We start from the raw sequence: 16,870 nt of genomic DNA on the forward strand, positions 1-16,870 counted from the left end.
CGCGCGCGGGGCCGCTGTCGGCGCTCAGCCGGTTGCGGATCTGCGCCGTTTCACCCGGTACATCTCACCATCCGCATGGCTGAGCAGCGTATCGGCATCTTGGCCGTCGGCGGGATAGCAGGCCACGCCGATGCTGCACGACGGCGTGTTGATCGCACCAAACTCGGCACCCAGCGGCTCAGCCATGGCCGCGAGAATCTGCTCCACCTTGTGCGCCACCGCGTCCGGTGACTGGATATCGGTCAACAGCACCGTGAACTCATCACCGCCCATCCGCGCCACCGTGTCGGTCTCGCGGACGCACGCTTGCAGCCGGCGAGCGATCGCACAGAGCACCCGATCGCCGGCGGCGTGGCCATGGATATCGTTGATCTGCTTGAAGTCGTTGATGTCCAGAAACAGCAACGCCAGCGTGCTCTGGTGCCGGTGGGCGGCGTGCAGCGCTGAGTCCAGTCGATCATTGAACAGCGAGCGATTAGTCAGTTGGGTCAGCGGATCATGATGGGCGAGAAACCGTAACTCCTCCTCGGCCTGCCACAGGGCGGTCACGTCCCGAGCGACGCCGATCCGCGCCCCCACCTCCTCGGACCAGAACGCCGCCCACAGGATGTGCACGATAGCGCCATCCTTGCGCAGATAGCGGTTGCGGAAATCGACATGGGGCCGGCCATTCATGACCCGGACAATCGAAGCCCGGGTGGCCGCCAGGTCGTCAGGGTGCATATAGTCGGTGATCGGGGTGCCGATCAGCTCATCGGCGCGGTAACCCAGCAGCGTCTCGCAGGCATCGCTGACAAACGCAATCTGGTTATCCCGATCGACGACAAACACCGTGTCCAACATCAGATGGATCAGTTTGGGATAGAGCGCTTGCAGGTCTACGGGCATAGGTCAGTGCAATCTGGTTCGAATCGCCTGATCATGCCCGATCATCCGGGGCGACGGCTAGGGCTGCTTGAGCAAACAGATCCACGCATTGATGACCCGCCCTGCAGGAGAGCCCGTCGGGCACCTGCAACGCGGCAGTCCCTCTGGAAAAGTCTCCTGCATTCAACTGATAGAGATAGCTTGAATGATGACCTTTTACGGTTTTCAGGGCTGTACTACAAAAACACTAGACTGTAGTAAACACTACACATACACTCGATATCGACAATATGAAGCAAATCAAACAAACCCATAAGAACTGCACACATGACCAATCTGCGAGAACGCCTCACTGATCCTGCGCTGAACCCAACGCCTTCCGAACGCAAGGTGATCCGCGCATTGCTCGACCATTACCCGCGCAGCGGTTTAGGGCCCATGGCCAAACTGGCTGGACATGCCGGCGTCAGCGATCCGACCATCATGCGCCTGGTCAAAAAGCTGGGGTTCATTGGTTATGGCGACTTCCAGGATGCCTTGCTCAGTGAGATGGACCATCGCCTGCGCTCCCCCGTCACCCTCTTGCAACCCCGCTCGCACTCCTCCCAGGACGACTCCTGGACGAGGTACCTGGATGAGAGCAGTCGCAGCCTGCAGGAAACCCAGACGCTGACCCAACCTGAAGATGTGCGCGTGCTGGTTGAGCTGATACTCGATACCCGTCACCAGATTTTTTGCTTCGGTGGACGCCTCAGCAGTTTCCTCGCTGGCTACCTGGTGGGGCACCTGCGCCTGCTGCGTCCGGGTTGCCATGCCCTGGAAGACAACGCCCAACTGCCGGATCGCCTGTACGACGTCCAGCGCCAGGACGTTGTCCTGCTGTTCGACTACCGCCGTTATCAGACCCAGGCCCTGCGCGTTGCCAATGCAGCCAAGGCACGCGGCGCGCGTGTCGTACTGTTCACCGACATTTACGCCTCGCCCTTGCGCGAACTCGCCGACCTGGTCATCAGCGCCCCCGTTGAGTCGATCTCTGCCTTCGACACGATGGTGCCGGCCCTGGCGCAGGTTGAAGCCCTGATTGCCGCTCTCACACTGCGCACCACGGACCTGGAAGATCGCCTGGAAGGCATCGACAAACTGCGCACCCGTTTCGCTGCCCACCTGCTTGAGGAAAAATAATAATGTTCACACTCCCTCATCATTCGCCCCGCGACCTTCCCTACGTGCACGGCCACACCGCCCTGCTGCTGGTCGACATGCAACGTGCCTGGCTGGACCCCCAGCTCGATCCTCATTTGCAGGGCCCTGCGGCGGAGTATTTCCTGACACGCACCCAGGCCGAGGTCATCCCCAATCAGCAACGGCTACTCAAGGCAATGCGCGGCGCTCGGCAGAATGTGCTTCACACCATCATCGAAAGCCTCACGGCCGATGGGCGTGATCGCTCCCTGGACCACAAACTGTCGGACATGCACTTGCCCAAGGGCAGCTACCCCGCCGGCATCATCGACGAACTGGCCGCCAGTGAAAACGAAGTGATCCTGACCAAGACCTCATCCGGGGTGTTCAACTCCACCAACATCGATTACGTGCTGCGCAACCTTGAGACCCGCCATTTGATCATCGCGGGTATCGTCACCGATCAATGCGTGGACATGGCGGTGCGCGATGCAGCGGATCGCGGCTACCTGGTGACGCTGGTCGAAGATGCGTGCGCCACCTACACATCGGCCCGACACCAGGCGTGCCTGCAAGCAATCAAAGGCTACTGCTGGATCACTGACACCGAGACCGTGATCCAACGCCTGCAGGAGATGCAAGCATGAGCCGGCCCACACCTGACACTGGCATGATCGGCCCTGTTGCGATGACCACGATCGTCACCACCGACTTGATCGGCATCACGCGCGGTCGCTCGTTTCCCACCGACGAACTTGAAAGCTATCAAGCCAGCGGCTGTGGCTGGGTGCCCGCCAACAGTGCACTGACCCCACAGGATGTAGTGGCCGACAACAATCCCTGGGGCGCTTATGGCGACTTGCGACTGATCCCGGACATGCACACTCGTGTCCAGGTACCCAACGGTCCCGACGCCACTGCACCGGGCCTGGATTTCATTCACGCCGATATTTGTGAAACCGATGGCCGGCCCTGGGCGGCGTGCCCGCGCACACTGTTGCGCACCGAAGTCGAACGCTACCGCGAGCAATTGGGCCTGGAGGTCACGGCCGCTTTCGAACACGAGTTCAACCTTGGCGAGTTGGATGCTCAGGTCTCGCACCGGGCATTCTCGCTCGGCGCCCAGCACCACGCGGCCAACTTTGGCGGCTGGCTGCTCGGTGCCTTGAGGGCTGCCGGGGTCGAGCCCGAAATGTTCCTGCCCGAGTACGGCAAGGCGCAGTACGAAATCACCTGCCGCCCGACCCAAGGGGTTGCCGCGGCCGACCGCGCGGTGAACGTGCGCGAAATCACCCGTGAGATTGCTCGCCAGATGGGCCTGGCCATCAGTTTCTCGCCCAAGCTGCAAGAGCATGGCGTCAGCAACGGGGTGCACCTGCATATCAGCCTGCAGGACCAACAAGGCAACCCGGTGATGTATGACCCCGACACCAGCAATGGCTTGTCGACACTGGGACAGCATTGGGCCGCCGGCGTGTTGAAGTACTTGCCAGCATTGTGTGCCTTCAGCGCTCCGACGCCGATCTCCTACCTGCGCTTGAAACCCCATCACTGGAGTGCGTCCTACGCCTGCCTGGGGCAACGCAACCGTGAAGCCTCGCTACGTATCTGCCCGACTATCACCATTGGCGGCAAGTCACCGGCCAAACAGTACAACCTTGAGTTTCGCCCCCTGGACGCCACCGCTTCGCCGCACCTGAGCATGGCAACGGTGTTGATGGCCGGCCGGCTGGGCATCGAACAGAAGCTCGCACTGAACGCCACCACCGATGAAGAGCCCGACACCCTGAGCGACGAACAACGGCAGGCGCGCAACATCGTCGCTCTGCCGGGCTCCCTGGGGGAAGCGCTGGATTGCCTGCGTCACCAAGATGAGCTGTTCCAAGCGTTGCCCAAACTGATGATGGACGCTTACCTCGCGCTCAAGACCCAGGAGCTCAAATCGACAGATTCATTCACCCCAACCGAACTCTGTGACCACTATGCCCGCCTCTATTGAAACCCCGGAACAAGGCTTGTACAGCGAGCCGGTCTACACCCTGAGCCAAGAGGATTCCGGGCACCCGGTGATCCTGGTGTGTGAGCATGCGAGCTCCTACATACCACCGCAACTGGAGCGCCTGGGGCTCAGTCACGAGGCGGCACGCGAGCACATTGCCTGGGACATTGGCGCCCTAGACCTGGCGCAACAATTGTCAAAAGCCCTGGGGGCGACCCTGATCTCGGCGGGTTACTCACGCCTGCTGATTGACCTGAATCGCCCCCTCGAGGCGCCTGACAGTATTCCGCAACACAGTGAAATCTATCGGGTGGCGGGCAACCAGAATCTCGACGAGACCACACGCCAGTATCGACGGGACTGCCTGTTCGACCCTTTCCATCAAAGGCTCAGCGCCCTGATCGACGCCAGGCTCGCCGCTGGTCGCGCGGTACGGGTGGTTGGGATCCACAGCTTCACCCCGATCTACTTCGGCCAGCCGCGCACCCTGGAAATCGGCGTGTTGTACGCCCGCGCCCAGGCCTATGCCCAACGCTTACTCGAAGGCCTCGCGGCCCAGGGCCACAAGGCGGCGGCGAACCAGCCGTATGAAATCAACCCGCTGGAGGATATGACCGTCCCCTTCCACGGTGATAGTCGCGGCATTGACGCTGCACTGATCGAGGTCAGGAACGACCTGCTACGCAGCCCGCAAGCCGTACAGGCTTGGTCGGATGCCTTGGCTCCACTGCTCTGAACGCTGTTGCTTGGTAAATCGGTAATACAACTATAAAAACACCGCTTGGGCGCTTTTAAACCTGCCGGGTTCAAAAACTTGCTTCAGTCACCGCCGTTGTCCGGCAGTGACTGGACATCCGCCTTACTCGCTTACGGAGTACCCTGTCATGGCCGTCGAAAACTTTGGTTATAAACAAGAATTAAAACGCAGTTTGTCGCTTGCCGACCTGGTGGTCTATGGAATGATCTTCATGATTCCCATCGCCCCCTTCGGTGTGTACGGCTACGTCAACCAAGAGGCCCCCGGAATGGTTCCGCTGGCCTACATCATTGGCATGGTTGCTATGCTGTTCACGGCATTGAGCTACGGCAACATGGCACGGGCCTTTCCGATCGCCGGCTCCGTGTACTCCTATGCGCAACGGGGCGTGCACCCCAACCTTGGGTTCATCGCAGGCTGGCTGCTGTTGCTGGACTACCTGCTGATTCCACCGTTGCTGTACATCTACGCCGCCATGGCTCTCAACCACCTCTACCCTGATATTCCGAAGTTCGGTTTTATCTTCGCCTTTCTGATCAGCGCGACCTTGGTCAACCTGCGCGGCATCACCTTCACGGCCCGCATGAACATCCTGTTCCTGCTTGCGCAGCTCACGGTCCTGGGTATTTTCCTGGCCTGTGCCTGGCAGGCACTGCACGCAGGTGGCGGGAGCGGGCAACTCACATTAGCCCCCCTGTACAACCCGGCGAACTTCAACTTCGGGTTGATGATGCAGGCGGTATCGATTGCGGTGCTGTCGTTCCTGGGCTTCGATGCCATCTCCACGTTGGCCGAAGAAACCAAGGGGGATGCCGGGCGTAGCGTTGGCAGGGCAGCCCTGATCAGCCTGCTGATCATGGGGGCGATTTTCGTCGCACAAACATGGCTCGCCGCGGACCTGGCGGCAGGCATGGGCTTCACCTCGGCCGACACTGCCTTCTATGAAATTGCCGCCATCGCCGGTGGCGATCGATTGGCCTCCCTGGCGGCCATCGCCACAGCGCTGTCCTGGGGGGTTGCGGTCTCCATTACCTCGCAAGCCGCCGTTTCGCGGTTACTGTTTGGGATGGCCCGGGATGGCAAGCTGCCAAAAATCCTCGCCAACGTTCATCCCAAGTACCGCACGCCACACGTGAGTATCTATCTGGTGGCGATACTGTCAGTGGGCATCTGCTACGTGTTTATCAATGCCGTCGACACCTTGACGTCGCTGGTGAACTTCGGCGCGTTAAGCGGCTTTATCATTCTGCATATCACCGTCATCAACTATTACTGGCGCCGCCAGAAAACCGGGAAATTCCTCGCTCACCTGGTATTCCCGCTCATGGGTTTAATCATCACCAGTGCAATCATGTACAACATGGGCCTGGACGCACAGAAACTCGGCTGCGCCTGGATTGCGCTCGGCCTGGTCTACCTGTGCATCCTCAATCGCAAAGGTGCGAACCTGGTGTTATCCAAGGACATTTGACGCCCCTGGGCTAGCACCCCGCAGGAAACACCCGTATCGAGAGCCACCCCGCCACAAAGAGCCCGACGCCGAACGTCAGATGCGCAATCACACTCCTGCGCCTCGCCACGTTCGGCGCCGCGGTTCGCGAAGCGGCGATGCCCAGGCCGAATGCGGGCTGCAGGATGAAAAACGGCGCAATCACACTGACCAGGCCCGCCACCAATGCGGGCAGCAGCGTGGGGTTGTGGAGCCAAGCGAGTCCTTGGACACCGACCAGCAGCGTGGCGAAGAAACACCCAGTGATGTAGTGAAACACCCAACCCAGCAGGCGTTCATGCCTGACTCGGGGCGCCGTCACAATCGAGGCGTGCCAAAACCGCCCGCGCACCATGTGCCCCAACCACCGCCCGACGAGCCCGTAGTCCAGCGACGCCAGGCCCAACAGCCGCGCCTGAATAAAGGCCGACAGATCCATGATCAACGTCGCCCCCATGCCAACCAACAGAATGCGCAGTAGCGCCTCCCCTACTCCCATGTCATCTCCCCTTGCCTTCGGCCTGTTTTAGCGATTTGATCCGGGCAGTCTGCAAGTTCAAGTCGACTTGAGGTCAAGCATGAAAGAGATGGAAATCGGTGAAGTGGCACGTCGTTCCGGCCTGCCGGCTTCAACCCTGCGCTACTACGAAGAAAAAGGCCTGATCCGCTCGATCGGTCGCCGTGGCTTGAGCCGCGTGTTCGGCGCGGATGTACTCCAGCAGTTGTCATTGATCGCCCTCGGGCAATCGGCGGCGTTTTCCCTGGACGACATCGCCACCATGCTGGACGCCGACGGCCGGCCCGCCATTGATCACCAGCGCCTGGCAGAAAAGGCCGACGAACTGGACCGCACCATCGAACGCCTTAGCGCCATACGCGACGAGCTTCGTCGTGCAGCATCCTGCCCTGCTCCGCGGCATATTGAATGTCCAAAGTTTCAGGACATGTTGAGTGCTGCTGGAAAACTGCAGACCAGAAATAGAGCAGGTAAAGGAAGGTCGCTGGCTAGCGTTGGCCAACCCGCACTCGGAGAAAATTAAGTTTGAAATAAGGTAGGAACCTTATCTTTTGATTTTTTGGATCTGAGCATTTCGAGCATGTGCACCTTTAACGCGGAGTCGAAACCCCTTTTCAGTATCGTTCTGGTGAATTACAAGACCCTGGATTTGACCAAGGTATGCCTGGATCTTTTATCTGCACATGCACAAAAAGCCGGCATTGCGGTATGGGTAGTCGATAACGGATCTGCGGATGCCAGCACTGAGTATTTGCGCTCACTCGATTGGATCAACTTGATTGAACGCAAGTCGCTCACCCCAGAGCCAGGCCACATTGCCCACGGCAACGCCCTGGATATGGCGCTGGAAAAGGTCGATACCGATTACGTGTTTCTGCTGCACACAGATACATTCGTTTTCGATCCACAGGTATTTACGATGATGCTGGAGCACTGTCGTCAAAATCCGACAGTCGCCGCCGTCGGTTGTACTGAGCAACTCAATCGAGGAGTGCCCAGGACACTTTGGCGATTCACTTCGCGCCTGGCGAAACATCATTTCAGGCGCCTGAAGCTGTCGCTAGGTCTGCGCTCCAGAGATCCGAAACCTTACAGGGAAACCCACCTGAAGAGCTTTTGTACGCTTTGGAACAGCAAAATCATCAAGCAGCACGGCTTGCATTTTCAGCTCGATGAGCGAGTACCTGGCTATGCATTGCAGGACGGGCTGATCGATATCGGCTACAAGGTTGTGTTTCTTTCACCGCGAAAAATCTTCAAGTATCTGGACCACATCCAGGCGGGAACGGTCGCTGCCGGCGGTGGTTATGGTCAACATCACCGACGCACAAAGATGTACGAAAATATTCTCAAACGCTTCAATACGTTGAACACGCCCACAGCCTGAACATGGCTAATGCCGGCCATAGGCTCTGCGGGATCTGAATTCAGTGGCTTGCAAGGCTACGGTAGGAAACCGCAGACAACAAATAACCCGCACTAGGCGGGTTTTTTGGTTGTTTCAGGTGGTATTGCAAGCACCTGAAAACAAAAGGTGGTGCCCAGAGACGGAATCGAACCGCCGACACGGGGATTTTCAATCCCCTGCTCTACCGACTGAGCTATCTGGGCCGCGGCGCAATTAAACGTTTTTTACCACCGTGGCGTCAACCACGAAATCAAAAAAATCTAACGAATACCTATGCTTACGACTGTCCTTGACGACGAAAAAAGTCAACGGCCGCGGAGTCTCTGGATAAAGGTGGGATTTGGCTGCGACAGGCACTCATTGCGTCAGGGTATTGCCAAGTCAGCAAACCTTAGAAGAAAATGAGAGTCATTATCAAATATCTTCGTTGCGGGCCACCCCCATGTCCTCTGTCGACCACTCTCAACAACATGCCGTGCAGACGCTCTACGAGAATCACCATCAGTGGCTCTGTGGCTGGTTACGCCAGCGGCTTGGCTGTGTCGACAACGCGGCGGACCTGGCCCAGGACACGTTCATCCGGGTACTGACGCAACGCAAGGCGCCTGAATTGCGTGAGCCTCGCGCCTACTTGAGCACCATTGCGCGCAGTTTGATGATCGATATGTTCCGCCGTCGGTCCCTGGAACAGGCGTACCTGGAAACCCTCGCGCTCAGCCCCGAACCGATCGACATCTCGCCTGAAACCCGCACCCTGATCATCGAAACCCTGATGGAAATCGACCGCCTGCTCGATGGCCTGGGTGGGCGCACCCGTGAGATTTTCCTGTTGGCACAGCTCGACGGGCTGAGCTACGTGGAGATCGGCCGACGCCTGAACGTCTCGGTGAACACGGTCAAGAAACACGCGGTGCGCGCCCTCACGCATTGCCTGCTGTTGGCAGACGACTGAAGTGCGCCCGCTCGCCTTGGATCACGCGACACTCGAAGCCGCAGCGCGCTGGTACGTCGACTTGCGTACAGAAGTGCCCGACGCCGCCATCCGAGAAGCACACCGACGCTGGCTGGAGTGTGACCCTCGCCATGTCCAGGCATGGGAGCGCCTGAACCGCCTGCAAGACAAACTTGGCCAGGTCGCACCAGGTATCGCCCGGCCGACACTGACCAGTGCCCGGGCCAAACGCCGTGACGTGCTCAAGGTCCTGTCGATTGTCTTGGCGGCCGGCGGGGCTGGTTCGCTGGCCTGGAACACAACACCCTTGCCGACCCTGATGGCCGACCAGCGGACCGCCACCGGCGAACGGCGTCGGGTGCGCCTGGATGACGGCAGCCTGGTGCGACTCAATACCGCGACCGCAGTGGACATTCGCTACAGCGCGAGCTTGCGCGAAATCCACCTGCTCAGCGGTGAGATCCAGATCGAGACTGCGCCAGACCAACAGGCACGGCCCTTTATCGTGCATACCCCATCGGGCAGCATTCGCGCCCTGGGCACCCGCTTCGTGGTGCGCTACGACGCGCAGCGCACGCGGGTCAGCGTGCAGGAACATGCGGTCGAGGTGCGCAGCGCAAACAGTCTCGGTCCGGCCGTGCGAGTGGATGCCGGGCAGCAGCTCGACTTCGACAGCAATGATACCGGCACGGCGCAGCGCTCCAGTCCCCAGGTCGACGCCTGGACCCGCGACATGCTGGTGATCGATGACTGGCGCCTGGAAGATTTCATCACCGAATTGCAGCGTTACCGTCCAGGTCATCTGGGCTGCGCTCCAGCGGTCGCCGACCTGCGGATTTCCGGCGCGTTTCACCTCGGTAGCAGCGATGCCATCCTCGATAACCTGACCTCGACCCTGCCCGTGCGGCTGCGGCGTTTCAGCCGTTATTGGACACGCGTCGAAGCCATTTGAGGGTTTTTGCAGAAAATTTATCGAAGGGGGTTGTTGATTTTGATTCTCGTTCGACTTTGTAGATAGAGGCGCAAATAGACGCCGCCATTTACTGCCATCGGGCGAAAGGAAACCGCATGATCCCCCGCACCCCCCAGCCGCGCAAAGTCTTCCGCAAGTCTGCCGTCAAACCCCTGAACCGCGCGGTGCATATCGCGCTGCTGGGAATGGCGCTCGCCTTGCCACTGGGTACGGTACTGATTGCACAGCCTGCCTGGGCACAGACCAACATTGAAACCAGCTTTGATATTCCGGCCGGAGCCCTGGGTTCGGCACTCACCCAGTTCGCCGCGACTGCTGGTGTGACGGTCTCGTTCGATCCGGCCCACGCCAGCGGGCAGAAGACCGCCGGGCTGCGCGGCCGCTACACCACCGATGCCGGCCTGCAGAAGCTGCTGGCCGGTAGCAGCTTGCAAGCGGTTCTCCTGCCGAGCGGCAGCTACTCGCTGCTGCCAAGGGTCCCGGGCGCTGCGCTGCAGTTAGGTGCAACCACTATTTCCGGCCAGGCCATCGAGTCGGCCTATGGACCGGTCGACGGTTATGTCGCCACCCGCAGCGCCACCGCGACCAAGACCGATACGCCGATCCTGGAAATCCCCCAGGCGATCAACGTGGTGACGGCCGATCAGGTCGCCGTGCAGGGCGCACGCAACCTGACCCAGGCCCTGCGCTATACGCCGGGCTTGAGCACCGGCGGTTTCACCGACCGCAATGTTATCGCCGACGAGATCACCAGCCGAGGTTTTGCCCCGACCCCGTTGTACTTCGATGGCGCCTACGTGCCTTATGCCGGCAGCCTGGGCGGGGCTCCGCAAATCGACCCCTACACCCTGGAGCGCATTGAGGTGCTCAAGGGCCCCTCCTCCGTGCTGTTCGGGCAGAACCAGCCGGGCGGCCTTATCAACCTGGTGTCCAAGCGACCCACCAGCGAACAGCGCAGCCAGGTCAAGCTCGGCGCGGGCAGTTACAACCGGGTCAATGGTGCATTCGACACCAGCGGCCCGCTCGACGACCAGAAGGCATTCACCTATCGCGTGGTGGGCCTGGCGAAGAAAGGCAATGAGCAGGTCGCGCACACCAATACCGAACGCATGCTGCTGGCGCCCAGCCTGACCTGGACGCCCACTGACGACACGTCGTTGACCCTGCTGGCGCAAATCCAGCGCGACGATGGCCTGGCCGATTATCAGGCGCTGCCGCGGGTCGGCTCCCTGGATCGCGGTCCGACTGGCCAGAAAATCAAACGGGATTTTTTCTCCGGGGATTCGCGCTACAACGACTACAAGCGCGACCAGTACATTTTGGGCTATGACTTCAGCCACAACCTCAGCGAAGACCTGACGTACCGGTCCACCGCGCGCTATACCGACGTACGTGACCAGTACAAAGGCTTCTACCTGCGCAGCTTCGTCACCGATGATGCCGGTGTGGTTAATCAGACCCAAGCCAATCGCGTCAAGCTGGACTGGCGCCAGCACAACATCGCCTACACCGTCGATAACAACCTGGAATACAAATTCAACACCGGCGCCCTGGAGCACACCACACTGGCCGGGGTCGACTATCGTCACTTCAGCCGCAAGTACGACGGCTACAACGCCTACAACGTGTTGCCGGTCGACCTTTACGGCAAGAACAACTACGACACCGCAAGCGTAACCCCGGTGCTCGATACCAAGTGGGACAACACCATTCGCCAGACGGGTGCGTACCTGCAGGATCAGATCAGGCTGGACAAGTGGATCCTCACCATCGGCGGCCGCCAGGACTGGGCGGAAATCGACAACAAGGACCTGCTGGCCCATACCGTCACGTCACAACGGGACAACCAGTTCACGGGGCGAGTGGGCCTGACCTACGTCACCGATTTCGGCCTGGCGCCCTATGTCAGCTATTCCGAATCCTTCCTGCCAACCCTGGGCACTGCCGCACCCGAGCGCGGTGGCAAAGCCTTTGATCCAACCGAAGGCGAGCAGTACGAAGTGGGGGTGAAATATCAGCCGTACGACAAGACGCTGATCACTGCCTCGGTGTTCCAGGTCAAACAGAAAAACGTGCTGACGGGCGACACCGAGTACCCGCAATACTCGGCGCAGAATGGCGAAGTGCGCTCTCGTGGCATCGAACTGGAAGCCAAGTCCAGTCTCGATAATGTCGACGTCATGGCCGCGGCCACCTACATCGACTCCTTCTACACCAAAAGCACCTATGGCGATCAGGGCAACCGCAGCGAAGCCACGGCACCGGTCTCGGCCTCGCTGTGGGTGGATTATCATTTCACCCAGGCGACCATCGATGGCTTGACCTTCGGTGCTGGCGCCCGTTACACCGGACGCAAGCCGGGTGACTCGGCCAACTCCTTCGACGTGCCGGCCTTCGTGGTCTACGACACCACGGTCAGCTATGACCTGGGCAAGCTGGACGCCGGCCTGCGCGGCGTGCGCACCAGCCTCAACGTGCAGAACGTCTTCGACCGAGAGTACGTCTCGGACTGTAACTATGCGTTCGGCTGCTACTACGGTCAGGAGCGAGTGGCGTCGGTGGAATTGACCTACGACTGGTGATCCCGTAGGGCAACGAGGCAGCCTTCGCCAGGTGCACAACACTTACGTGTCCGACTCCGCAACGCCTGCACCCACGCAATCTATTGGCGAGGCCGGGTGCATGTGGGGCGCAAGCGGACCTTGGCGAAGGCCTGCGTTCCATAAACCCACCTACTGCATGCCTTGGATATGGAGTCAGGTACCCGAGCTGGAGGCATGCTCCGCTTGAGTTCTCACCCCAAACAGCCGATCGGCTATTTGGCGGCCTCGTTCCATCCCTTCCGGCGTCAACCAGATGGATTTGCTCTTGTTTACCGGATCACGGATGAATCCATGCTCTTGCAATCGGTTCGTGATCTCGAAATCGTACCCTTTCCAAGTATTTCCGTTATCCGCACTGAAGGTTACCAACAGGGCGAGAACGGCTTCTTCAATCAAGCTTTCGTCGTATTTCATGATCGCTGCTCCACTCGGACTCTTAAACTTCCCGTGAGCCCGGAACTCGAATGGTAACTCGAACGGGGACGGATCTATTTTTCCCTCTTTTAACTCGAACGGGGACGGATCTATTTTTCCCTCTTTCGCACTGGACGATAAAATAAATCCGTCCCCATTTATGGAGAGATTTATGGTGGGCGAAACAGCGCTTTATCTTTTTTACCGATGCTGACAGCCTTTATGAAGAGCCGCTGTCGCGCCCAGTATCGGTTGTACTGCGATATTGATAGTGATCGTCCTGATGCGTTTGCCCGTGCCTGACTTCCAACGTGCCCCGCAGTCTCCATCGCACTCAAGGGGTTTGACCCTATAGCGGCTATAACCCTCACGCTAGTAGCCAGTTCGTCTCAAATAGGAATTGCTCATGGACAACCGCATCCCTCCGCCGCTGGTTGCTGCCCTGTTCGGTCTGTTGATGTGGTTCGCAGCTCGACACTCACCGGGCACCCTGGAGCTGACTATCGAGTGGCGCATTGCCCTGGCGCTGGTGGTGGCGCTGGCAGCCGTAGCCATTTGTCTAGCCGGCGTACTGTCGTTTCGCCGTGCCCGCACCACGGTCAACCCGCTGAAGCCGCAAACCGCTTCGGCCCTGGTCAGCTCGGGCGTCTACAGATACACACGCAACCCGATGTACTTAGGTTTCGCCACAGTCCTGATAGCCTGGTCAATCTTCCTCGCCTGGCCGCCGGCACTCCTCGGCGTGCTGGGCTTCGCGATGTACATGAACCGCTTCCAGATCGGGCCGGAGGAGCGAGCCCTCGCCAGCCTTTTCGGCAGAGAGTTCACGCAATACTGCAGCCAGGTCAGACGTTGGCTCTAGAACAGAGAGCCTCGGTTTCTGGCCGATAGCAGCCCAGCGCAATAAGTCACAGGCCGCCAGAAACCAAACCACCCATTACCCACCCCCACTCGGCACATCCAACCCAACCTTCACCCGATCCAGCGCCACAATCGTCTTGAACCAGGTGACGTTGGTGTTCTCCGCAAACAGGCGCCTTGCCAGGGCCTGGTACTCCTGCATGCTGGCGACGGTCAGCACCAGGACAAAGTCCACTTCCCCGGTGACGTAGTAGCACTGCTGCACCTCGGGCACTGCGAAGTGGGCCTTCATGGCTTCCAGTGCCTCCAGGCTGGTGCGCTCGGCCATCACTTCGACAATGATGGTAATCGGTCGGCCAACGGCGGTTGGGTCGACGATGGCGACGTTGCCGGTGATCACGCCACCCTCCTCCATGCGCTTGAGGCGTCGCTGGACGGCGGCGGTCGAGAGGTTGACCTGCTCGGCGATCAAGCGCAGCGCCATGGTGTTGTCGCGCTGGACCAGGTCGAGGATCGCACGGTCGAATTTGTCCAGGGCTTGGCTTGTTGCAGTGGTTTTTATCATGCTGGCTCGCGAGAAATTTTCTCGAAAACTAGCAGAAAACCGCGACCCTTTATCCACTGCCGCGAAATATTATCTTGGTCACAGTCCGCACCCGCGGCTGCCCGGGCACCCACACAGGATATTATTGGCATGGTCGCGCTGTTTCATCTGTCCCCGTTCCTGTTGGTCACCGCCATGCTCGTCGTGCTGCGGCGGCCACCTGTGCAGGCCGCCGTCGCCGGCACTCTGCTGGTACTGCTGCTGTGGCTCGCCGGTGCAGCCGATGCCTGGCACCTGGGCAGCATGGTGGCCGCCCTCAAGGACACGGCGGTGCTGTTTGCCAGTACCGCCTTCGTGATTGTGCCGGGCCTGGCCTTCGTGATCGTGATCGAACGCCTGGGAGTCAACCTGGCGCTGAGCCAATGGGTGCGTTCATTGGGCCTGGGCAGCGGCGATCAGGTGGTGTTCATCGTGCTCGGCCTGGCGCCGCTGCTGGAAGCCATGACCGGCTTCGGCGTGTCCTTGATCGCCACGGTGCCCTTGCTGCTGAGCCTCTTCGAGCGCCGGGCCGCGCTGCGCATTGCGTTGCTGGGCATGGCAATCATGCCGTGGGGCACGCTCGGCCTGGCCTCGGTGATAGGCGCTTCGCTGGCGCACCTGGATGCCCGGGCACTGTCATCGACCTCGGCACTGACCAGCGCGCCAGTGTTTTTGCTGCTCAGTGGATTGGCGCTGTATCTGGCGGGTGTGCGTGAGTTGCGGGCATGGGCGGCGCTGGGGATTTACTGGCTGTTGTTTATGGCGGCGCTGTACAGCGCCAGTCGCTGGCTGGGCCCGGAAGTGGCCGGTGTTGCCGCGGCCCTGGTGACGGCCCTGGCGGTGCTGGCTGGCGGAGTGTGGCGCGTGCGACGCAGCGCCAGTCCGCGCATTGCCGTGCACTGGCCGCGTCAGGCATGGCCGTACCTGGTGCTGATTGTCTGCATCGTCTCCTTGAAGCTGATCCTGACCCTGACTTCCTGGCAGGATCAATGGCTGGTGTCTGGTGCCCAGGTCACCTGGAAACCCCTGGCCTCCCCTGGCGTAGCCCTGCTGCTGGTGCTGGTCGGCGTGTGGCTGCATGCGCGGGCCACACCACACAAGGTGGGGTCGGACGGCAGTCTGCCGGTGGCACTGATGGCGCGGGCGAAGCGGCCGTTGCTGACGATTTTTTTCTTCCTGGCGATGTCGCAGATCATGGTCAAGGCCGGCTTCCTGGCGGGATTGATGCAACTGCTGGCCGGCCTTTCACCCGCCGCCGCGATGCCGTTGGTGACGATGTTCGGTGCACTCTCGGGCTACATGACCGGCTCGAACGTGGGCGGCAACGCGATCTTCATGCCGGCCATCGCCCTGCTACCCGAATCCGCGCGCCTATTGTTGGCCGCGGTGCAGAACAGTTCGGCAGGGCATGCCGCACTCGGCTCGATATCGATTGTCATGCTGATCGTGGGGCTGGCAAAAACTCAGGCGAAGGAAGAAGGCGAACTGATCAGGTTCGGCTTCGCCCTCGCTTGCCTCAATACGGTGCTGGTGGCGTTGGCGGCCGCGTTGCTCAGCGGCTGGTTCAGCTGGGCGCTGGTGTGGTGAGCCTTTGTGCCAACGCCAGACGATCAGGCGGTTTGCCGGCGCATCGCGAGAATCGCCGCACCAAACCCGATGAAAGTTACCCCCACCACGCGGCTGACCCAGCGCGACCACTCAGGTCGCGCCAACATGCCCTTGGCGCGCGAGGCGAGCGCGGCATACAGGCTCAACGACAGCAACGAAAGCGCCATGAATATCCCGGTCAGGATCAGGAATTGTGGAAACAGGGCTGCGCCTTGATCGATAAACTGCGGGAACAACGCGGTAAAGAACAGCGTCGCCTTGGGGTTGGCGAGCGCGGTTACCACCGCTGACCGGTACAGTTTAAAGGGGCTGGGGCGAACGTTCTGCCCCTGCTCAATCCCCTCAGCCAGCAATGGCGTCTTGTTGAGCAACTGCTTGACCCCCAGGTAGAACAAATACCCGGCGCCAGCGATCTTGACCATATTGAACATCCATTCCGAACTGGCAAGCAGCGCGCCCAACCCCAGCATCGCGGCCGCCGACAGGCAGAACAGCCCACTGGCATTGCCCAGCGACGACCAGATTGCGCTGCGTTGACCATGGGTCAGGCTGTTGTTGATCGCCATCAAGGTCGCAGGACCCGGGCTGGCGATGGCAATCGCAGCGACCAGGGTAAAAGCCAACATTGTGTTCGGGTCCATGGTTCCAGCCTCCTTG

Annotated in this window: 17 protein-coding genes and 1 tRNA gene; 12 read left to right on the top strand and 6 right to left on the bottom strand. The window is 60.1% G+C overall.

The window, feature by feature from the left end; translation table 11 throughout:
- Positions 1 to 24: 24 nt before the first annotated feature.
- The gene (locus tag QMK50_RS01695) at positions 25 to 888 is read right to left on the bottom strand and encodes a sensor domain-containing diguanylate cyclase (RefSeq protein ID WP_320332336.1); all 864 of its coding nucleotides are present in this window, start codon (positions 886 to 888) and stop codon (positions 25 to 27) included.
- A gap of 306 nt (positions 889 to 1,194) precedes the next feature.
- On the opposite strand from QMK50_RS01695, the gene QMK50_RS01700 reads away from it, so the two are divergent.
- The 5 genes from QMK50_RS01700 (at position 1,195) to QMK50_RS01720 (ending at position 6,276) form a co-directional block, all read left to right on the top strand.
- Entirely contained in the window at positions 1,195 to 2,049 is an 855-nt protein-coding gene (locus QMK50_RS01700; protein ID WP_320332337.1) for a MurR/RpiR family transcriptional regulator, read from the top strand.
- A gap of 2 nt (positions 2,050 to 2,051) precedes the next feature.
- A complete protein-coding gene (locus tag QMK50_RS01705) occupies positions 2,052 to 2,696 on the top strand; it encodes an isochorismatase family cysteine hydrolase (RefSeq protein ID WP_320332338.1) in 645 nt (214 codons plus the stop codon).
- A complete protein-coding gene (locus QMK50_RS01710) occupies positions 2,693 to 4,048 on the top strand; it encodes a glutamine synthetase family protein (protein WP_320332339.1) in 1,356 nt (451 codons plus the stop codon). Before QMK50_RS01705 ends, QMK50_RS01710 begins: the two co-directional genes overlap by 4 nt.
- Complete coding sequence (locus QMK50_RS01715) at positions 4,032 to 4,784, top strand: N-formylglutamate amidohydrolase (protein WP_320332340.1); 753 nt, start codon at positions 4,032 to 4,034, stop codon at positions 4,782 to 4,784. Before QMK50_RS01710 ends, QMK50_RS01715 begins: the two co-directional genes overlap by 17 nt.
- Before the next feature lie 148 nt (positions 4,785 to 4,932).
- The gene (locus QMK50_RS01720) at positions 4,933 to 6,276 is read left to right on the top strand and encodes an APC family permease (RefSeq protein WP_320332341.1); all 1,344 of its coding nucleotides are present in this window, start codon (positions 4,933 to 4,935) and stop codon (positions 6,274 to 6,276) included.
- A 10-nt stretch (positions 6,277 to 6,286) separates the two neighbouring features.
- On the opposite strand, the gene QMK50_RS01725 is transcribed toward QMK50_RS01720, so the two are convergent.
- Positions 6,287 to 6,793, bottom strand: coding sequence for a DUF2938 domain-containing protein (locus QMK50_RS01725; protein ID WP_320332342.1), 507 nt, complete (start codon positions 6,791 to 6,793; stop codon positions 6,287 to 6,289).
- A gap of 79 nt (positions 6,794 to 6,872) precedes the next feature.
- On the opposite strand from QMK50_RS01725, the gene QMK50_RS01730 reads away from it, so the two are divergent.
- Both QMK50_RS01730 and QMK50_RS01735 read left to right on the top strand, forming a co-directional pair.
- Positions 6,873 to 7,334, top strand: coding sequence for a helix-turn-helix domain-containing protein (locus QMK50_RS01730; RefSeq protein ID WP_320332343.1), 462 nt, complete (start codon positions 6,873 to 6,875; stop codon positions 7,332 to 7,334).
- 57 nt (positions 7,335 to 7,391) lie between these two features.
- Positions 7,392 to 8,198 carry a glycosyltransferase gene (locus QMK50_RS01735; RefSeq protein ID WP_320332344.1) on the top strand — a complete coding sequence of 269 codons (807 nt, stop codon included), beginning with the start codon at positions 7,392 to 7,394 and terminating at the stop codon, positions 8,196 to 8,198.
- A 148-nt stretch (positions 8,199 to 8,346) separates the two neighbouring features.
- On the opposite strand, the gene QMK50_RS01740 is transcribed toward QMK50_RS01735, so the two are convergent.
- Positions 8,347 to 8,422: transfer RNA gene (locus QMK50_RS01740), tRNA-Phe, on the bottom strand.
- Between the two features lie 239 nt (positions 8,423 to 8,661).
- Between QMK50_RS01740 and QMK50_RS01745 the strand changes: the two genes are divergently transcribed.
- The 3 genes from QMK50_RS01745 (at position 8,662) to QMK50_RS01755 (ending at position 12,726) form a co-directional block, all read left to right on the top strand.
- Positions 8,662 to 9,171, top strand: a complete 510-nt coding sequence (locus tag QMK50_RS01745) for a sigma-70 family RNA polymerase sigma factor (RefSeq protein WP_159996301.1) — start codon at positions 8,662 to 8,664, stop codon at positions 9,169 to 9,171.
- A gap of 1 nt (position 9,172) precedes the next feature.
- Entirely contained in the window at positions 9,173 to 10,123 is a 951-nt protein-coding gene (locus tag QMK50_RS01750) for a FecR domain-containing protein (RefSeq protein WP_320332345.1), read from the top strand.
- A 116-nt stretch (positions 10,124 to 10,239) separates the two neighbouring features.
- Positions 10,240 to 12,726 (top strand): TonB-dependent siderophore receptor, encoded by a 2,487-nt coding sequence (locus tag QMK50_RS01755; RefSeq protein ID WP_320332346.1) that lies wholly within the window; start codon positions 10,240 to 10,242, stop codon positions 12,724 to 12,726.
- A 174-nt stretch (positions 12,727 to 12,900) separates the two neighbouring features.
- Here the strand turns inward: QMK50_RS01755 and QMK50_RS01760 are convergent, their stop codons facing one another.
- Positions 12,901 to 13,161: a DUF6429 family protein gene (locus tag QMK50_RS01760; RefSeq protein ID WP_320332347.1), complete on the bottom strand. Its 261-nt coding sequence runs from the start codon at positions 13,159 to 13,161 to the stop codon at positions 12,901 to 12,903.
- A 406-nt stretch (positions 13,162 to 13,567) separates the two neighbouring features.
- On the opposite strand from QMK50_RS01760, the gene QMK50_RS01765 reads away from it, so the two are divergent.
- The gene (locus QMK50_RS01765) at positions 13,568 to 14,023 is read left to right on the top strand and encodes an isoprenylcysteine carboxylmethyltransferase family protein (protein WP_320332348.1); all 456 of its coding nucleotides are present in this window, start codon (positions 13,568 to 13,570) and stop codon (positions 14,021 to 14,023) included.
- Between the two features lie 75 nt (positions 14,024 to 14,098).
- Here the strand turns inward: QMK50_RS01765 and QMK50_RS01770 are convergent, their stop codons facing one another.
- Positions 14,099 to 14,587 (bottom strand): Lrp/AsnC family transcriptional regulator, encoded by a 489-nt coding sequence (locus tag QMK50_RS01770; protein WP_095168664.1) that lies wholly within the window; start codon positions 14,585 to 14,587, stop codon positions 14,099 to 14,101.
- A gap of 129 nt (positions 14,588 to 14,716) precedes the next feature.
- On the opposite strand from QMK50_RS01770, the gene QMK50_RS01775 reads away from it, so the two are divergent.
- The gene (locus tag QMK50_RS01775; RefSeq protein ID WP_320332349.1) at positions 14,717 to 16,192 is read left to right on the top strand and encodes an L-lactate permease; all 1,476 of its coding nucleotides are present in this window, start codon (positions 14,717 to 14,719) and stop codon (positions 16,190 to 16,192) included.
- Between the two features lie 23 nt (positions 16,193 to 16,215).
- Here the strand turns inward: QMK50_RS01775 and QMK50_RS01780 are convergent, their stop codons facing one another.
- Positions 16,216 to 16,854 carry a LysE family translocator gene (locus QMK50_RS01780; RefSeq protein WP_320332350.1) on the bottom strand — a complete coding sequence of 213 codons (639 nt, stop codon included), beginning with the start codon at positions 16,852 to 16,854 and terminating at the stop codon, positions 16,216 to 16,218.
- Between the last annotated feature and the right edge of the window lie 16 nt (positions 16,855 to 16,870).

This window comes from Pseudomonas sp. P5_152, assembly GCF_033989915.1.
Classification (GTDB): domain Bacteria; phylum Pseudomonadota; class Gammaproteobacteria; order Pseudomonadales; family Pseudomonadaceae; genus Aquipseudomonas.